Source organism: Arthrobacter sp. MDT1-48-3, assembly GCF_054511015.1.
In genome coordinates this window covers 1-16,036 of the sequence record NZ_JBTNDL010000008.1, presented here as the reverse complement: position 1 = coordinate 16,036, position 16,036 = coordinate 1, and the positions used below count along the sequence as shown (strand labels likewise).

The window sequence follows — 16,036 nt, the reverse complement described above, 5'->3', positions numbered from 1 at the left end:
GCCACCCTGATGGAGGCCCTGCCCTGGATCCAGCGCTTCGCGGGCACCACGATGGTCATCAAGTACGGCGGCAACGCCATGGTCGACGACGAGATGCGCCGCGCCTTCGCCGAGGACATCGTGTTCCTGCACCACGTCGGCATCCGTCCCGTCGTGGTGCACGGCGGCGGCCCGCAGATCAATGCGATGCTCGGACGCCTCGGCATTGAGTCCGAGTTCAAGGGGGGACTGCGCGTCACGACCCCCGAGGCCATGGACGTGGTCCGGATGGTCCTCACCGGCCAGGTGGGCCGGGAGCTCGTGGGCCTCATCAACTCCCACGGCCCCTACGCCGTCGGGCTCTCCGGCGAGGACGGCGGGCTCCTCCGCGCCGTCCGCACCGGCACCGTCGTCGACGGCGAGCAGGTGGACCTGGGCCTCGTCGGCGAGGTGACCGCCGTCCACCCCGGCGCCATCCTGGACATCCTGCAGGCCGGCCGCATCCCCGTGATCTCGACGGTCGCCCCGGAGTACGACGCCGACGGCGACGCCACCCAGCAGGTCCTGAACGTCAACGCCGACTCCGCGGCCGCCGCCCTGGCCGCCGCACTCGGGGCGTCGAAGCTCGTCATCCTCACCGACGTCGAGGGCCTGTACGCCGCATGGCCGGACCGCTCGTCGCTCATCTCCTCCCTCTCCGCGGCGCAGCTCCGCGAACTCCTGCCGAGCCTCCAGTCCGGCATGATCCCGAAGATGGCGGCATGCCTGCAGGCCGTCGAGGCCGGCGTGGAACGGGCCCACATCGTCGACGGACGCCTGGCCCACTCCATGCTGCTGGAGACGTTCACCACCGCCGGCATCGGCACGCAGGTCGTGCCCGACGTCGTGCCCGGCGTCGTGCCCACGAGCACCAGGTCCACCGGTCCAGCACCCACCGATCCAGCAGGAGCACAGGCATGAACGAGACCGCCATCGCGACCCATGGACGGCACGCGGCAGCGCCGGCAGCCGATGGCGCCGTTGACGTGCTCACGGGCGGTGACTCCGGCGCGGAGTGGCTCGCGCGCTACAACGGAGCGCTCCTGGGTGTCTTCGGGACGCCGCAGCGCGTCCTCGTCCGCGGGTCGGGCTGCTACGTGTGGGACGCGGACGGTACCCGGTACCTCGACCTGCTCGGCGGGATCGCGGTGAACGCCCTCGGCCACGCGCACCCCTTCGTCACCTCCGTCGTCTCGAGCCAGCTCGCCACCCTCGGCCACATCTCGAACTTCTTCACGAGCCCCACGCAGGTGGCGCTCGCCGAGAAGCTGCTCGCACTGGCACAGGCACCCGCCGGCTCGCGCGTGTTCTTCACCAATTCCGGCACGGAGGCACTCGAGGCCGCCGTCAAGCTCGCCCGCAGGAACAGCACCTCCGGGAGGCGCCGCATCCTCGCGCTCGACGGCGCCTTCCACGGGCGCACCATGGGTGCCCTCGCCCTCACATCCAAGAAGGCCTACCGGGAGCCGTTCGAGCCCCTGCCGGCCGGCGTCGAGCACATCCCCTTCAACGACACCGACGCCCTCCGCGAGGCCATGGACGGCTCCGTGGCCGCACTGGTCCTCGAGCCCATCCAGGGTGAGGCCGGCGTCCGTCCGCTCTCACCGGAGTACCTCCGCACCGCCCGCGAACTGACCCGCGAGCACGGTGCCCTCCTGATCCTCGACGAGGTCCAGTCCGGTATCGCGCGGACCGGCCACTGGTTCGCGCACCAGGCGGTCGACGGCGTGGTCCCGGACGCCATGACCCTCGCCAAGGGCCTCGGCGGGGGCTTCCCGGTCGGAGCCCTCGTCACCTTCGGCGAGGACGTCTCGGGGCTGATCGGTGCAGGCCAGCACGGCACCACCTTCGGCGGGAATCCCGTGGCCACGGCCGCCGGCCTCGCCACCCTGCACGCGCTGGAATCCATGGGTGCCCTGCAGCACGCCTCCGACGTCGGCGCGTACCTCCGTGCCGGCCTCACCGCCGTCGACGGCGTCGCAGCCGTCCGCGGCGAGGGCCTGCTGATCGGATTCGACCTCGACGGCGAGCACGCTCCCGCTGCGGTCCAGGCCGCGCTCGCCGCGGGGTTCATCATCAACGCGACCGGTCCGTCGACCCTCCGCCTCGCGCCCCCGCTCATCCTCACCACCGAGCAGGCGGCGACGTTCCTCGACGCCCTGCCCGCCATCCTCCGCACCGCCCAGACCCCAGCCCGGGAGGCATCAGCATGACGCGTCACTTCCTCGTCGACACCGACCTCTCGCCGGCGGAGCAGGCGGAGGTCCTCGACCTCGCCGCGGAACTCAAGGCGGCCCCCTACGCGCACGCCCCCTTCGCGGGAGAGGGCGCCGGACGCAGGACGGTCGCGGTGATCTTCGACAAGACCTCCACGCGCACCCGGGTCTCCTTCGCCGCCGGGATCGCCGACCTCGGCGGCGTGCCGCTCATCATCGGCGCGGGCGACTCGCAACTCGGGCACAAGGAGACCATCACCGACACGGCGAAGGTGCTCGAGCGGATGGTCGCGACGATCGTCTGGCGCACCTACGCCCAGGCCGGACTCGAGGAGATGGCCGCGGCGTCGAGCGTCCCCGTCATCAACGCCCTGTCCGACGACTACCACCCGTGCCAGCTGCTCGCGGACCTCCTCACCATCCGCGAACACAAGGGCGCCCTCGCCGGGCTGACCATGACCTACCTGGGGGACAGCGCCAACAACATGGCGAACTCCTACCTGCTCGCTGGCGCCACCGCGGGGATGCACGTGCGGGTCGCCGGGCCGGAGGGCTACCTGCCCGGACCCGCGGTCGTGGCCGCCGCCGAGGCGCGGGCCGCCGAGACCGGCGGGTCCGTCCTCGTCACCACCGACGCCGCCGTCGCCCTCGCCGGTGCGGACGTCGTCGCCACCGACACCTGGGTCTCGATGGGCCAGGAGGACGAGAAGGACGCCCGGCAGGAGCTGTTCCGGTCGTACGCCGTGGACGCGGCGGCCATGGCGCAGGCGGCGCCCGACGCCGTCGTGCTCCACTGCCTGCCCGCGTACCGCGGCTACGAGATCGCCGCCGAGGTCATCGACGGCCCGCAGTCCCTCGTGTGGGACGAGGCGGAGAACCGGCTGCATGCGCAGAAGGCGCTCATGACGTGGCTCGTGGCCCGATCCACCGGGCAGGGCCCGGAGCGGACGCCATGACCGTCCAGCGCGATCCCGTGCGTCCCACCACGAAGACGGCGCGGCACGCACGCATCACGGATCTCCTCACGGCGCAGTCCGTGCGCTCCCAGGTGGAGCTCGCCGCGCTCCTCGCCGCGGACGGTGTGCAGGTGAACCAGGGCACCCTGTCGCGGGACCTCGTGGAGCTCGGCGTCGTGCGCGTCCGGGGAGCCGACGGCGCGCTCGTCTACGCCGTGCCCGTGGAGGGCGGCGGCCGCCACGCCCAGAGCGGCGTCTCGCAGGAGATCCTCGACGCACGGCTCGCGAAGCTGTGCAACGAACTGCTGGTGACGGCCGAGTCCTCGGGCAACATCGTCATCCTCCGGACGCCGCCGGGAGCCGCGAACTTCCTCGCCCTGGCCATCGACCACTCCGTGATGCCGTCCATCCTGGGCACCATCGCGGGGGACGACACCGTGATGCTCGTGAGCCGGGAACCCGACGGCGGCGCCGCCGTCGCCGAACGCTTCCTCGGACTCGCACAGGAACCGCAGGGACCCGCCGAGCAGTCCTGACGCCCGCGCCGATAGGCTGGCACCAGTGCGCCCCGCGCCACCTCCAGACCACCCGAACCACCTCGTGACACCAGCTACGAACAGACGACCCACGGGCGCCCCGCCCGGACAATCGAAGGAGCACATCCCGTGACCGAACGCATCGTCCTCGCCTACTCCGGCGGACTCGACACCTCCGTCGCCATCGGCTGGATCGCCGAAGCCACCGGGGCCGAGGTGATCGCCGTGGCCGTCGACGTCGGACAGGGCGGCGAATCACTCGAGACCATCCGCCAGCGCGCCCTCGGCTGCGGTGCCGTGGAAGCCTACGTGGCGGACGCCCGCGACGAATTCGCCACCGACTACTGCATGCCCGCGCTCAAGGCGAACGCCCTCTACATGGACGCGTACCCGCTCGTCTCGGCGCTGTCCCGTCCCGTCATTGTCAAGCACCTCGTCGCAGCCGCCCGCCAGTTCGGCGCCACGACCGTCTCCCACGGCTGCACCGGCAAGGGCAACGACCAGGTCCGGTTCGAGGTCGGCATCCAGACCCTCGGCCCGGACCTGAAGTGCATCGCACCCGTCCGGGACCTCGCCCTCACGCGTGACAAGGCCATCGCCTTCGCCGAGGAGAAGGGCCTGCCGATCGAGACCACCAAGAAGAACCCGTTCTCCATCGACCAGAACGTCTGGGGTCGGGCCGTCGAGACCGGCTTCCTGGAGGACATCTGGAACGCGCCGACCAAGGACGTCTACGACTACACCGAGTCGCCCGAGTTCCCGCCCGCCGCGGACGAGGTCACCATCTCCTTCAAGGAGGGCATCCCCGTCGCGATCGACGGCAACGCCGTCACCCCGCTGCAGGCCATCGAGGAGCTCAACCGCCGTGCGGGCGCCCAGGGCATCGGCCGCATCGACATCGTGGAGGACCGCCTCGTCGGCATCAAGAGCCGCGAGATCTACGAGGCGCCCGGCGCGATGGCCCTCATCGCCGCACACCGCGAACTCGAGAACGTGACGATCGAGCGCGAGCAGGCCCGCTTCAAGAAGACGGTCGACCAGCGCTGGACCGAACTGGTGTACGACGGCCAGTGGTTCTCCCCGCTCAAGCGCTCGCTCGACACGTTCGTCGACGACACGCAGAAGTACGTGACCGGGGACATCCGCATGGACCTCCACGGTGGCCGTGCGACGGTCACGGGCCGCCGTTCCGACGTCGCCCTCTACGACTTCAACCTCGCGACCTACGACTCCGGCGACACGTTCGACCAGTCGATGGCCCGCGGCTTCATCGAGATCTTCGGCCTCTCGTCCAAGGTCGCATCGAGCCGGGACCAGCGGGCAGGCGCCTGATGGTCCCACAGCACGACGGCGGCCCACGAGCGCAGGGGTCCCCGGCCGAGCGAAGCGAGGGTGGGGGGCGCCCGGGGACGAACGAGGGTTCGCTGTGGGGCGGCCGGTTCGCCGGCGGCCCCGCCGACGCCCTCGCCGCGCTGAGCAAGTCGACCCACTTCGACTGGCGGCTGGCGACGTACGACATCGAGGGCTCCCGCGCGCACGCGCGCGTCCTGAACAGGGCCGGACTGCTCGACGACGCCGAACTGGCCGGCATGATCGATGCCCTGGACCGCCTCGACGCCGACGTGCGATCGGGCGCCTATGTCCCGGCCGAGAGCGACGAGGACGTGCACGGGTCGCTCGAGCGCGGCCTCATCGAGCGTGCGGGGCCGGCCCTCGGCGGCAAGCTGCGCGCCGGCCGCTCCCGCAACGACCAGGTGGCGACGCTGGGACGGATGTACCTGCGGGACCACGCCCGCATCATCGCCCGCGGCGTCCTCGCCACGATCGGCGCGCTCGTCGACCAGGCGGAGGCGCACCTCGAGGCGCCGATGCCCGGGCGGACGCACCTGCAGCACGCCCAGCCGGTCCTGCTGAGCCACCACCTGCTCGCCCATGCGTGGGCACTGCTACGCGACGTGCAGCGGCTGCAGGACTGGGACCGCCGTGCAGGGGTCTCGCCCTACGGCTCGGGAGCGCTCGCGGGTTCGTCGCTGGGTCTCGATCCCGAGGCGGTGGCAGCGGACCTCGGGTTCTTCTCGGCGACGCACAACTCCATCGACGGCACGGCCTCACGCGACGTGTACGCCGAGTTCGCCTGGGTGACCGCGATGATCGGCGTCGACCTCTCCCGCGTGAGCGAGGAGATCATCCTCTGGGCCACGAAGGAGTTCTCCTTCGTCACCCTGGACGACGCCTTCTCCACCGGATCCTCGATCATGCCGCAGAAGAAGAACCCCGACGTCGCCGAACTCGCGCGCGGCAAGGCGGGCCGGCTGATCGGTGACCTGACGGGCCTGCTCGCGACGCTCAAGGGCTTGCCACTGGCCTACAACCGCGATCTGCAGGAGGACAAGGAGCCCGTCTTCGACGCCGTCGACACCCTCGAGGTGCTGCTGCCGGCCGTCTCCGGGATGATCGCGACGCTGGTGTTCAACACCGCTCGTATGGCGGAGCTCGCACCCCAGGGTTTCGCCCTGGCGACCGACATCGCCGAGTGGCTCGTGCGTCAGGGCGTACCGTTCCGGGAGGCTCACGAGCTGTCCGGTGCTGCCGTCCGCGTCGCCGAGCAGCGCGGCGTCGAGCTGTGGGACCTGACGGACGAGGAATTCGCGGGCATCTCCGACCACCTGACGCCTGCCGTGCGCGAGGTGCTGACGGTCGAGGGATCACTGGCGAGCCGTGACGCCCAGGGCGGCACGGCTCCGACCGCCGTCCGGCGCCAGCTCGCAGCGCTGCGGACCGGACTCGAGGGCGTCGAGGGGTACCTCGCCGCCTGGCGGAGTCCCGATCGCCGCTACCCCTGCCGGTGCCAGCCGCCGCTACCCCTGCCGGTGCCAGCCGCCGCTACGGCGGTCGGGATCAGCCGCCGCTACGCCTGCCGCGAAGGGCTTTGACACCCGCCAGCGCCCGGCGCACTGTGTGAGGATGCAGCCCACCGCACCGCGTGCCACCCTGCGGGAGTTCTTCCCCTATCTGAGGGGACACATGCGTGTGCTCCTCCTCGTCGCCGTCGTCTCCCTCGTCTCCACCGGCCTGTCGATCGCGCAGCCGCTGATGGTCCAGCAGCTCGTCAACGCCGTGTCCGCGAGCCGCCCGGCCACCGTGTTCGTCTGGTTCCTGGTTGCCATCACGCTGGGTGGCGCCGTGTTCGGGGCCGCGCAGTCCTACCTCCTGCAGCGGACGGCGGAGTCGGTGGTGCTCGGCGTGCGGCGGTCCCTGGTCGGACAACTCCTGGCGCTGCCCATCCGGGAGTTCGACAGGAGGCGCGTCGGGGACCTCATGTCCCGGGTGGGCTCCGACACCACCCTGATGCGGAGCGTCATCACCTCCGGTCTCTTCGAGATCGTGTCGTCCATCCTGATGTTCTGCGCCGCCGTCGTCCTGATGGTGCTGATCGACCCGCTGCTGTTCGGGATCACGCTGTCCGCCGTCCTCCTCGGCGCGGGCGGGGTCCTGTTCCTCGGCCGCCTCATCCGCCGGCGGAGCCGGGACGTGCAGGATGCCGTGGGATCGATGACGGCGGCGGTGGAGCGCGGCCTCTCGGGCATCAGGACCATCAAGGCCTCCGTCGCCGAGGATCGCGAAGCCGCCGTGATCGACGTCGAGGCGTCGCGGGCCTATCGCGCCGGCATCGCCATGGCCCGCCTGCAGGCCGCCGTCCAGCCCATCATGTCGATCTGCATCCAGGGCGCCTTCATCGTGGTCCTCGCCGTCGGCGGGATCCGCGTGGCTGCAGGAGAGCTGCGGCTCGGCGACCTGATCGCGTTCATCCTCTACCTGTTCCTCCTCGTGATGCCGATCGGGTCGGCGATGAGCGCCTTCGTCCAGATCCAGTCGGGCCTCGCCGCGCTGGACCGCATCCAGGAGATCGCCCGGCTCGACCCGGAGCGGGCGGACGAGGCCCGCCCCTTCCCGGCCACGGGCGAAGCATCGATCCGGGAGCCGGCGCCGGAGACGGCGGCGGCTCTCCGGGACGCGTCGGCGGGACCCTTCCGCACGATCCGGGCAGCCGGTCCACCCGCAGGTTCGATCGAGCTGCGCGATGTCACCTTCCGCTACGCGTCGGACGCTGAGGACGGCGGCGCGACGGCGGCCCGTTCCCCGGACGGGACCGCCTCGCCGATCCCTCAGGGCCGCCCGGACGCGGAGGAGCCTCCGGGCGAGGGCCGACCCGTGCTCGACGGCGTCAGTTTCACCGTCCCCGCCGGGAGCAGGACGGCGCTCGTCGGTCCCTCCGGTGCCGGGAAATCCACGGTGCTGGCGCTGCTGGAGAGGTTCTACGAGCCCACGGGCGGCAGCATCACCTACGACGGCACAGCACTGTCGGAGATGCCGCGCTCCGAGCTCCGCTCACGGATCGGCCTCGTCGAGCAGGAGGCGCCGGTCCTCAGCGGGACGCTGGCCGACAATCTCCGGCTCGCCGCCCCTGACGCCACGGACGTCCTGCTCCGCCGCGTCCTGTCCGCCGTCGGCCTCGATGCGCTCGGGGACCGAACCGCCGACGGGCTGGACCTCAACCTGGGGGAGGACGGCATCCGGCTCTCCGGCGGGCAACGGCAGCGCCTCGCCTGGGCACGCGTGATCCTCGCGGACCGTCCGGTCCTGCTGATGGACGAGCCGACCTCCGCGGTCGATTCCCGGACGGAGCAGTTGCTCCAGCAGACGCTGGGGGAGGCCTCGCGTGATCGCACCGTCGTCGTCGTCGCGCACCGCCTGTCGACCGTGGCGGACTTCGACCAGATCGTGGTGCTGGACCAGGGCCGGGTCACGGCCGTCGGGACGCACGAAGAACTGTTGGAGGAGAGCGATCTCTACCGCGACATGGCTTACCGCCAGCGACTGGTGGCGGCCTGACCGGGTGCGGTCGGTGCTGCTGCCGTGCTTCCTGCTGTGCCGGCTCTCCCTGCTCAGAAAGCGGTCGAACGCCCTGCCTCGCGGTCGAGCAGCCGCCGCTTCACCGGCAGTCCCCAGCGGAAGCCGCCCAGGGACCCGTCGGTGCGGATGATCCTGTGGCACGGCACGAAGAGGGCGGCGGCGTTCTTCGCGCAGGCGCCAGCAGCGGCACGGACGGCGGTGGGATTGCCCGCCCGCTCGGCGTACTGGAGGTAGGTGACGGGCGCCCCCGGCTCCACCGTGCGTAGGATCTCCCACGCGTGTGCCCGGAAGGGTCCCGAGACCTGCCGCACGCGCACAGCGGTGATCGCGTCGAAATCGCCGTCGTAGTACCGGGACACGGCGTCGAGGATGGGCTGCACGGCGGACGCCGCCGGGTCGAAACTCGCGGCCCTGATGCTCGGATGGATCTGCCCGGTCAGGTCGGACGCCAGCTCCGTCCAGCCGGAGGAGAGGACGGAGCCTTCCGCCTCGATGACGGTGAACGGGCCGTCGGGGGTGTCGACCGTGGTGGTGGTCGCTCCGCGGAGGAGCGGAGGTGCGGCGAGCGTGGTGGTCATGGCTGTGTGTCCGTTCGATCGATGGGAACAGGGTACGCGGTCGCCGGGACGACGGGGGTCGGCGGCCCGACGACGGCGGTGTCGTCCGGCGCCCCGGCGGCACGCCAGAGGTGCAGCATCGCGTAGGAGCGCCACGGCCGCACTTCGGCCAGGGCCTCGCCCAGGACCGGAGGGGACGGGAGATCATCGGCGTCCGGAGGGCGCCGCGCGTCGGCAGGTACTGCGCGGTGGTCGGTCCGTCCGACGAGCCGCGACCAGCCGCTGCGGACCGCGGCATCGGAGGGCAGGGAGACGTCCGGGTGGCCGAGGACGCGCATTGTGACGTAGTCCGCCGTCCACGGCCCGACGCCGTCGAAACGCAGGAGGTCCGCGCGCAGTGCGTCGGGATCGGATCCCACGCCGAGTTCCAGGGTGCCCGAGGCCAGCGCCCGTGCCACCGCCCGCAGGGTGCTCCTGCGGCGGCGCGGCCCGCGGAGGAGCGGTTCGGGCATGTCGGCGAGCTCGTCGGCGGTCGGGAACATCCTGTCCAGGTCCGTACCCGGGGCCTCGACCACCGGGCCGGCAACGGCGAGGCGGCCGAGTGCCCTCGCCGCCGCAGCGACGGTGACCTGCTGGCCGACGATCGCACGGACCAAGGTCTCCCCGGCATCGAGCGATCCGGGAAGGCGCATGCCGGGTGTGGCAGCGACCAGGGCGGTGAGGTACCGGCTGCGGGCGAGCGCACCATCGATCGCCACCGGATCGGCGTCGAGGTCGAACAGGCGACGGATGCGGCTCAGGAGCGCCGGCAGGTCCCGCAGCCCCGCGACGGACACCGTCACCGGCAGCACCGCCTGTCCCTCACCGCGCGCCTCGACGGCGCCTGCCCTGAACCAGGCCGGTCCGGCGGGCAGGCGGAGCAGCCGCTCGTAGGTCCGGTCCGTGCCTCGCTCCACGCCCTCGATCGCACGCGCGGCGAGGAAACGGAAGATCCCGTTGTCGTACGGCAGCCTCACGGGAAGGGACAGCGACAGCCGGAGGGGTCCGCCGACCTCGACCGCGCCGCCGTCCGCGCCGCCGTCCGCGCCGCCGGACCGCTGCCGGGAGGCTTCCCGCACCTGACGCGGGGTGAGGTCGAAGACCTGCTGCACCGTGTCGTTGAACTGCCGGATACTGCCGAACCCGGCGGCGAAGCGCAGCGGCGAACCCGTGAGCAGGGCACGCGCCGTCTGGGCGCGGTGCGCCCGGGCCAGGGCGAGCGCGCCTGCACCGAGTTCGTCCTTCAGGATGCGGTTGAGGTGCCTGGGGGAGTAGCCGAGGCGGGCAGCGAGGCCGGGAACGCCTGTCCGATCCACCTCGCCGTCGGCGATGAGACGCATCGCCCTCGCCGCTGCGTCGCTGCGGAGGTTCCATTCCGGATCGCCGGGAACCGCCTCGGGGAGGCATCGCTTGCAGGCGCGGTACCCGGCGTCGTGGGCGGCGGCAGACGTCCGGTAGAAGGTGACATTGGACGGCTTGGGGGTCCGCGCCGGGCATGAGGGGCGGCAGTAGATGCCCGTGCTCGACACGGCGGTCACGAACTGCCCGTCGAAGCGCACGTCACGCCCATCGATCGCCCGGTACTGCTGCCAGAAGTCCATGCCGCCATCCTGCCACCGGCCGCAGGCTCGAACTAGCGGGATTCGGACATGGCCGCGGGCCTCCTCGGTCGGGGCTTTGCTACCGTCGACGGGTGACCGAGGACAGCGGAACACGCGAGGACATCCGGACCAGGCTCGGTGGCAGCGCGCTCGACGTCGCCCCCTGGCTCCTGGGCGCACACCTCACCCACCAGGACGACGACGGCCGCGTCACGGTACGCATCTCCGAGGTGGAGGCCTACCTCGGCCCCGACGATCCGGGCTCCCATGCGTTCCGGGGACGGACCGCCCGGAACGCGACCATGTTCGGGCCGGCCGGTCACCTGTACGTCTACTTCACCTACGGCATGCACTACTGCGCCAACATCGTGTGCGGCAGCGACGGACGGGCGATGGGTCTGCTGCTGCGCGCCGGCGAGATCGTCGAGGGGGCGGACCTCGCGCGCGCCCGACGCAACCAGCCGGCGTCGGACCTCGATCTCGCCCGGGGCCCGGCGCGCCTTGCGCAGGCGCTCGGAGTGGATCGCCGGTTCGACGGCGCCGACGTCCTCGCAGATCCCTTCCGGCTCGTCCTGCCCGGCGAGCCGCCCGCGGCGATCAGCCGGGGGCCGCGCGTCGGCGTGAGCGGTGTCGCCGGCACCGGGGAGTACCCGTGGCGCTTCTGGCTCCCGCAGGACCCGACCGTCTCCCGGTACCGTCCGGGCAGACCGCCCGCAGCCCGTAAGGTTGATCCGTGACGATGAGCGGAGCGGACGCCGGGGAGACCCCGGCCCGGGCACCAGGTACAGCGGGACTCGCAGCCGACGCGAGGGAAGCCATCGACCGCCTGAGTGCCGTCGTTCCCGACTTCCCGTCCCCGGGCATCCTGTTCCGCGACCTCACTCCCGTCTTCTCCGACGCACGGGCCTTCCGTACCGTCGTCGATGCGGTGTCGGCGCCGTTCGCCGGGTCGTTCGACGCCGTGGCAGGAGTCGAGGCCCGTGGCTTCCTCCTCGCGGCCGCCGTCGCCTATGCGACCGGCACGGGTGTCGTCACCGTCCGGAAGGCGGGCAAGCTCCCGCGCGCGGTGTACCGGGAGTCCTACGATCTCGAATACGGCCAGGCAGCACTCGAGATCCACCAGTCGGACCTGCCCGCCGGTGCGCGCGTCCTGGTGCTCGACGACGTCCTCGCCACGGGCGGAACACTCGTCGCGGCCTGCGCGTTGCTCGAAAAGGCCGGCGCCGTCGTCGTGGGGTGCGGTGTCGTCCTCGAGCTCGGGGACCTGGACGGGCGGACCAGCCTGGCGGGACGGACCGTCCACGCGCTGGAAACCGTGTGACGCCCACCGCGCTAGAATTGACGGTCCGCCTTTGAAGAAGGAAGTGCCCGATGCACGAGACATCCCAGGCCAACGCCGAGCTGGACTACGAGCGCGTCTACGTCGACGGGCTGTACCGCCGTCTCGATGAACTCCGCGCCGAGAAGGCCCAGCAGCTCGCCGAGGTCCGGCGCACCCAGGCGGCGGGTTCCCACCAGAACCGGTCGGAGCGCGACGCGTTCGCCACCATGTACGAGGATCGCCTGGCCCAGCTGAACGCCGTCGACGATCGGCTGGTCTTCGGTCGACTCGACCTCGACAGCGGCGACAAGCGCTACATCGGGCGCATCGGTCTCTCCGACGAGGAGCTTCGCCAGCTGATGGTCGACTGGCGCGCGCCGGAGGCGGGCACCTTCTACCAGGCCACGGCCTTCGAGCGCATGGGCGTCCGACGCCGGCGCCACCTGATCCTGTCCCGGAGGGACGTCGTCGCCATCGAGGACGACGTCCTCGATGTGGACCTGCTGGGCGACGACGATTCGCTGCAGGGGGAGGGAGCCCTGCTCGCGGCACTCAACTCGCGGCGCACGGGGCAGATGTCCGACATCGTCGGGACCATCCAGGCGGAGCAGGACCGCATCATCCGCGCACCCCTCCCCGGTGTCACCGTCGTCCAGGGCGGCCCGGGTACCGGCAAGACGGCTGTCGCGCTGCACAGGGCCGCGTACCTCCTCTACACGCACCGGGAACGGCTGAAGTCGGCGGGCGTGCTGCTGGTCGGGCCCACCGACGCCTTCATGAAGTACATCGAGCGGGTCCTCCCGTCCCTCGGCGAGACCGGGGTCGTCATGGCCGGGATCGGGACCCTGATGCCGGGCGTGACGACGGTGCAGGAGGCCAGCGAGGAAGCCGCCGCCATCAAGGGCCGGCTCGAGATGGCACAGGTCATCAGGACCGCCGTCGCCAACCGCGAACGGGTGCCCGCCGAGAACAAGCGCCTCAACGTCGAAGGCACCATGCTGACGCTCACGCCCCGTCAGGTCTCCCGGGCACGTGAGCGCGCGCGCGCCACGGGGAAGCCGCACAACGAGGCCCGCGTCACTTTCGTCAAGATCCTCCTGCGGGAGCTCACCGAGCAGTTGCTGGACAAGCTCGAGGAGTCGTCGGGTGGCGGGAACAACGCCGACCGCTCCTACCTGGCCGAGGACGTCCGGAGCGCACGCGACGTGCGGATCGCACTGAACCTCGCCTGGATGCCCCTGACGCCGCAGAAGCTCGTCTCGGAGTTGTTCGCGCGCCCGGAACTGCTGCGTGCGGCAGCGCCGGGCCTGAGCGACGACGAACTGGCCGCGCTGGCCCGACCGGCCGACGCTCCGTGGACCGAGGCGGACGTGCCCCTGCTCGACGAGGCGGCCGAACTGCTCGGCGAGCTCGATCCCTCCGCCGGGCGTGACAGCGCGGCCCGCGAGCAGGAGCAGAAGCGCGATCTCGCCAACGCCGAGCGCGCCCTCGAGAACGTCAACGCCTCGCTCGAGGATGCCGGGGTGGACGGTGTGCTGACGGCGGCAGACCTCGCGCAGCACAACGCCGTGTCCGCGAGCCGGCTGTCCGCCGCCGACCGCGCCTCCGGGGACCGCACGTGGGCCTACGGGCACATCGTGGTGGACGAGGCACAGGAGCTGTCCCCGATGCAGTGGCGACTGCTCATGCGGCGTTGCCCGTTGAAGTCCTTCACCATCGTCGGCGACATCGCCCAGACCAGTTCCGCCGCGGGATCACGGTCCTGGCAGCAGGCGCTCGAGCCGTTCGTGGGCGACCGCTGGCAGCTCGAGGAGCTGACGGTCAACTACCGCACCCCCTCCCAGATCGCCGAGGCAGCCGTGCGGATGGCCAATGCGGCGGGCCTGGTCGTGTCGGCTCCCAAAGCCGTGCGGGAGGGGAGGTTCGCACCCGTGCTCGATACGGTGCAGGACCTCCTGCCCGCCCTGGTGCGCGCCCTGCCGGAGGAACTCGCGGCGATCGACGGCGGTCTGCTCGCCGTCATCGCACCGGACGACCTCCTGGCCGACGCCCGTGCGGCGCTGGCACCCGGGTACGGCGACCGCGTGGGGTCCGGTGCGGGTGGTCCGGGCCAGGACATCGTCGTCATCGGTCCCCGCGAGTCGAAGGGACTCGAGTTCGACGGCGTGGTCATCCTCGAGCCCCAGGAGATGCTCGACTCCGCCACGGCGAGGGTCGGAGACCTGTACGTGGCGATGACACGCCCCACCCAGCGCCTGCGCGTCATGTCCACCGGCCGAATTCCCGCTGGTATTGCCGGCTGATAATTTGTAGGGGTGTCCCAGCAAACAGATACCCCGGTCAGTGGCCTCGAGGGCCAGCGCAACGATCCGTCCTTCGCGAGCATCTACGACGAGCTCGTGTGGCGTGGGCTGGTCTATGTGTCCACCGACGAGGGTGAACTGAGGGAACTGCTGGCAGGACCGCCCATCACGTTCTACTGCGGGTTCGACCCGACGGCCCCGAGCCTGCACCTGGGCAACCTCGTCCAGCTCCTGACCATGCGACGGCTCCAGCTCGCCGGGCACCGGCCCCTGGGCCTCGTCGGGGGCTCCACGGGCCTCGTCGGCGATCCGCGGCCGACGGCGGAGCGGACGATGAACACGAAGGAGACCGTCGCCGAGTGGGTCGGCTCCCTGCAGGGGCAGGTGCAGAAGTTCCTCGACTTCGACGGCGGCAACGCCGCCCGGATGGTGAACAACCTGGACTGGACCGGTCCGATGAGCGTCATCGACTTCCTGCGCGATGTGGGCAAGTACTTCCGCGTGGGCACGATGATCAAGAAGGAGACTGTGGCCAAGCGGCTGAACTCCGACGAGGGCATCAGCTACACCGAGTTCAGCTACCAGATCCTGCAGGGCATGGACTACCTGCAGCTGTTCCGTGAGTACGGATGCGTCCTTCAGACCGGTGGCTCCGACCAGTGGGGGAACCTGACCAGCGGCACCGACCTGGTGCGCAAGGTCGAGGGTAAGGGCGTCCATGCGATCGGCACCCCGCTGATCACCAATTCGGACGGTACGAAGTTCGGCAAGAGCGAGGGCAATGCCATCTGGCTGGACGCCGCGATGACGAGCCCGTACGCGATGTTCCAGTTCTGGCTCAACACCTCGGACGCCGACGTCGCCGAGCGCCTGCGGATCTTCACCTTCCGTACCCGCGCCGAGATCGAGGAGCTGGAGCGGGCGACGGCGGAGCGTGCGCACGAGCGGGCGGCGCAGCGAGCGCTGGCGTACGACGTGACCTCGCTGGTGCACGGGGTCGAGGCGACCGAGAAGGTCATCGCCGCGTCCGCGGCGCTCTTCGGCCAGGGCGATCTGGGTGGGCTCGACCTCGCCACGCTGCAGGCTGCGACGGCGGAGCTCGAGTCCGTCTCCGTCGCGAAGGACGGACTCGGGATCATCGACCTCCTGGTCGCGTCGGGGCTGTCCGCGAGCAACTCCGCGGCCCGCCGGACCGTCGCCGAGGGTGGCGCGTACGTCAACAACACGAAGGCCACGGACGCCGACCACAGGTTCGGCGATGAGGACCTGCTACACGGTCGGTACCTCCTTCTCCGCCGCGGCAAGCGCAACCTCGCGATGATCGACGTCGTCCGATAGGTCCTCCTCGTCCTGCCTTTCGTGCCGGCATCCCCATCCGGGGGTGCCGGCACGTCTGTTCCCGGGGCCGGTATCGGTGGGGCGCGGGTGGATTTGCCGGTGGGGCGGGATGGTCGTATAGTTGTGGAGTTGCCCCGGTGAGGGTGACCATCCCCTTCAAATCATGTGGTGGGTTCGTGCGCTCTTGAGCGGTAGCGGATTTACCTTTTATTTGTGGTGGGTTGGCTCTTGTTGTTG

At 71.1% G+C, this 16,036-nt stretch carries 13 protein-coding genes; 11 read left to right on the top strand and 2 right to left on the bottom strand.

Going from position 1 to position 16,036, the window contains the following annotated elements:
* The first annotated feature begins 9 nt into the window (after positions 1 to 9).
* The 7 genes from argB (at position 10) to ACX80L_RS14840 (ending at position 8,619) form a co-directional block, all read left to right on the top strand.
* Positions 10 to 939: an acetylglutamate kinase gene (argB, locus tag ACX80L_RS14870; protein ID WP_459290673.1), complete on the top strand. Its 930-nt coding sequence runs from the start codon at positions 10 to 12 to the stop codon at positions 937 to 939.
* Entirely contained in the window at positions 936 to 2,231 is a 1,296-nt protein-coding gene (locus ACX80L_RS14865) for an acetylornithine transaminase (protein WP_459290572.1), read from the top strand. The genes argB and ACX80L_RS14865 overlap by 4 nt, the downstream gene beginning before the upstream one ends.
* Positions 2,228 to 3,190, top strand: a complete 963-nt coding sequence (argF, locus tag ACX80L_RS14860) for an ornithine carbamoyltransferase (RefSeq protein ID WP_459290570.1) — start codon at positions 2,228 to 2,230, stop codon at positions 3,188 to 3,190. The genes ACX80L_RS14865 and argF overlap by 4 nt, the downstream gene beginning before the upstream one ends.
* Positions 3,187 to 3,726 carry an arginine repressor gene (locus ACX80L_RS14855; protein ID WP_133082257.1) on the top strand — a complete coding sequence of 180 codons (540 nt, stop codon included), beginning with the start codon at positions 3,187 to 3,189 and terminating at the stop codon, positions 3,724 to 3,726. Before argF ends, ACX80L_RS14855 begins: the two co-directional genes overlap by 4 nt.
* Positions 3,727 to 3,855: 129 nt before the next feature.
* Positions 3,856 to 5,058, top strand: a complete 1,203-nt coding sequence (locus ACX80L_RS14850) for an argininosuccinate synthase (protein WP_208740850.1) — start codon at positions 3,856 to 3,858, stop codon at positions 5,056 to 5,058.
* The gene (gene argH / locus ACX80L_RS14845; RefSeq protein ID WP_459290568.1) at positions 5,058 to 6,659 is read left to right on the top strand and encodes an argininosuccinate lyase; all 1,602 of its coding nucleotides are present in this window, start codon (positions 5,058 to 5,060) and stop codon (positions 6,657 to 6,659) included. The genes ACX80L_RS14850 and argH overlap by 1 nt, the downstream gene beginning before the upstream one ends.
* Before the next feature lie 31 nt (positions 6,660 to 6,690).
* Positions 6,691 to 8,619 (top strand): ABC transporter ATP-binding protein, encoded by a 1,929-nt coding sequence (locus ACX80L_RS14840; protein ID WP_459290566.1) that lies wholly within the window; start codon positions 6,691 to 6,693, stop codon positions 8,617 to 8,619.
* A gap of 53 nt (positions 8,620 to 8,672) precedes the next feature.
* Here ACX80L_RS14840 and ACX80L_RS14835 read toward each other — a convergent pair whose 3' ends face one another.
* Together ACX80L_RS14835 and ACX80L_RS14830 are read right to left on the bottom strand one after the other, a co-directional pair.
* Entirely contained in the window at positions 8,673 to 9,218 is a 546-nt protein-coding gene (locus ACX80L_RS14835; RefSeq protein WP_459290564.1) for a methylated-DNA--[protein]-cysteine S-methyltransferase, read from the bottom strand.
* Positions 9,215 to 10,837 carry a DNA-3-methyladenine glycosylase 2 family protein gene (locus ACX80L_RS14830; protein WP_459290562.1) on the bottom strand — a complete coding sequence of 541 codons (1,623 nt, stop codon included), beginning with the start codon at positions 10,835 to 10,837 and terminating at the stop codon, positions 9,215 to 9,217. The genes ACX80L_RS14835 and ACX80L_RS14830 overlap by 4 nt, the downstream gene beginning before the upstream one ends.
* A gap of 92 nt (positions 10,838 to 10,929) precedes the next feature.
* Between ACX80L_RS14830 and ACX80L_RS14825 the strand changes: the two genes are divergently transcribed.
* The 4 genes from ACX80L_RS14825 to tyrS are packed head-to-tail and all read left to right on the top strand — an operon-like array spanning position 10,930 to position 15,799.
* The gene (locus tag ACX80L_RS14825) at positions 10,930 to 11,574 is read left to right on the top strand and encodes a DNA-3-methyladenine glycosylase (RefSeq protein WP_459290560.1); all 645 of its coding nucleotides are present in this window, start codon (positions 10,930 to 10,932) and stop codon (positions 11,572 to 11,574) included.
* 2 nt (positions 11,575 to 11,576) lie between these two features.
* Positions 11,577 to 12,158: an adenine phosphoribosyltransferase gene (locus tag ACX80L_RS14820; RefSeq protein WP_208741701.1), complete on the top strand. Its 582-nt coding sequence runs from the start codon at positions 11,577 to 11,579 to the stop codon at positions 12,156 to 12,158.
* Positions 12,159 to 12,208: 50 nt separating this feature from the next.
* Entirely contained in the window at positions 12,209 to 14,461 is a 2,253-nt protein-coding gene (locus tag ACX80L_RS14815) for a HelD family protein (protein ID WP_459290558.1), read from the top strand.
* Between the two features lie 12 nt (positions 14,462 to 14,473).
* Positions 14,474 to 15,799, top strand: a complete 1,326-nt coding sequence (gene tyrS / locus ACX80L_RS14810) for a tyrosine--tRNA ligase (protein WP_133082265.1) — start codon at positions 14,474 to 14,476, stop codon at positions 15,797 to 15,799.
* Positions 15,800 to 16,036 lie beyond the last annotated feature (237 nt).

Excerpts from the sequence above, each read along its gene's own strand:
- ACX80L_RS14830 (WP_459290562.1), bottom strand. The coding sequence starts at position 10,837 with ATGGACTTCTGGCAGCAGTACCGGGCGATCGATGGGCGTGACGTGCGC.
- ACX80L_RS14835 (WP_459290564.1), bottom strand. The coding sequence starts at position 9,218 with ATGACCACCACGCTCGCCGCACCTCCGCTCCTCCGCGGAGCGACCACC.
- argH (WP_459290568.1), top strand. The coding sequence starts at position 5,058 with ATGGTCCCACAGCACGACGGCGGCCCACGAGCGCAGGGGTCCCCGGCC.
- ACX80L_RS14815 (WP_459290558.1), top strand. The coding sequence starts at position 12,209 with ATGCACGAGACATCCCAGGCCAACGCCGAGCTGGACTACGAGCGCGTC.
- ACX80L_RS14820 (WP_208741701.1), top strand. The coding sequence starts at position 11,577 with ATGAGCGGAGCGGACGCCGGGGAGACCCCGGCCCGGGCACCAGGTACA.
- ACX80L_RS14840 (WP_459290566.1), top strand. The coding sequence starts at position 6,691 with ATGCAGCCCACCGCACCGCGTGCCACCCTGCGGGAGTTCTTCCCCTAT.
- argB (WP_459290673.1), top strand. The coding sequence starts at position 10 with ATGGAGGCCCTGCCCTGGATCCAGCGCTTCGCGGGCACCACGATGGTC.
- ACX80L_RS14855 (WP_133082257.1), top strand. The coding sequence starts at position 3,187 with ATGACCGTCCAGCGCGATCCCGTGCGTCCCACCACGAAGACGGCGCGG.
- ACX80L_RS14865 (WP_459290572.1), top strand. The coding sequence starts at position 936 with ATGAACGAGACCGCCATCGCGACCCATGGACGGCACGCGGCAGCGCCG.
- argF (WP_459290570.1), top strand. The coding sequence starts at position 2,228 with ATGACGCGTCACTTCCTCGTCGACACCGACCTCTCGCCGGCGGAGCAG.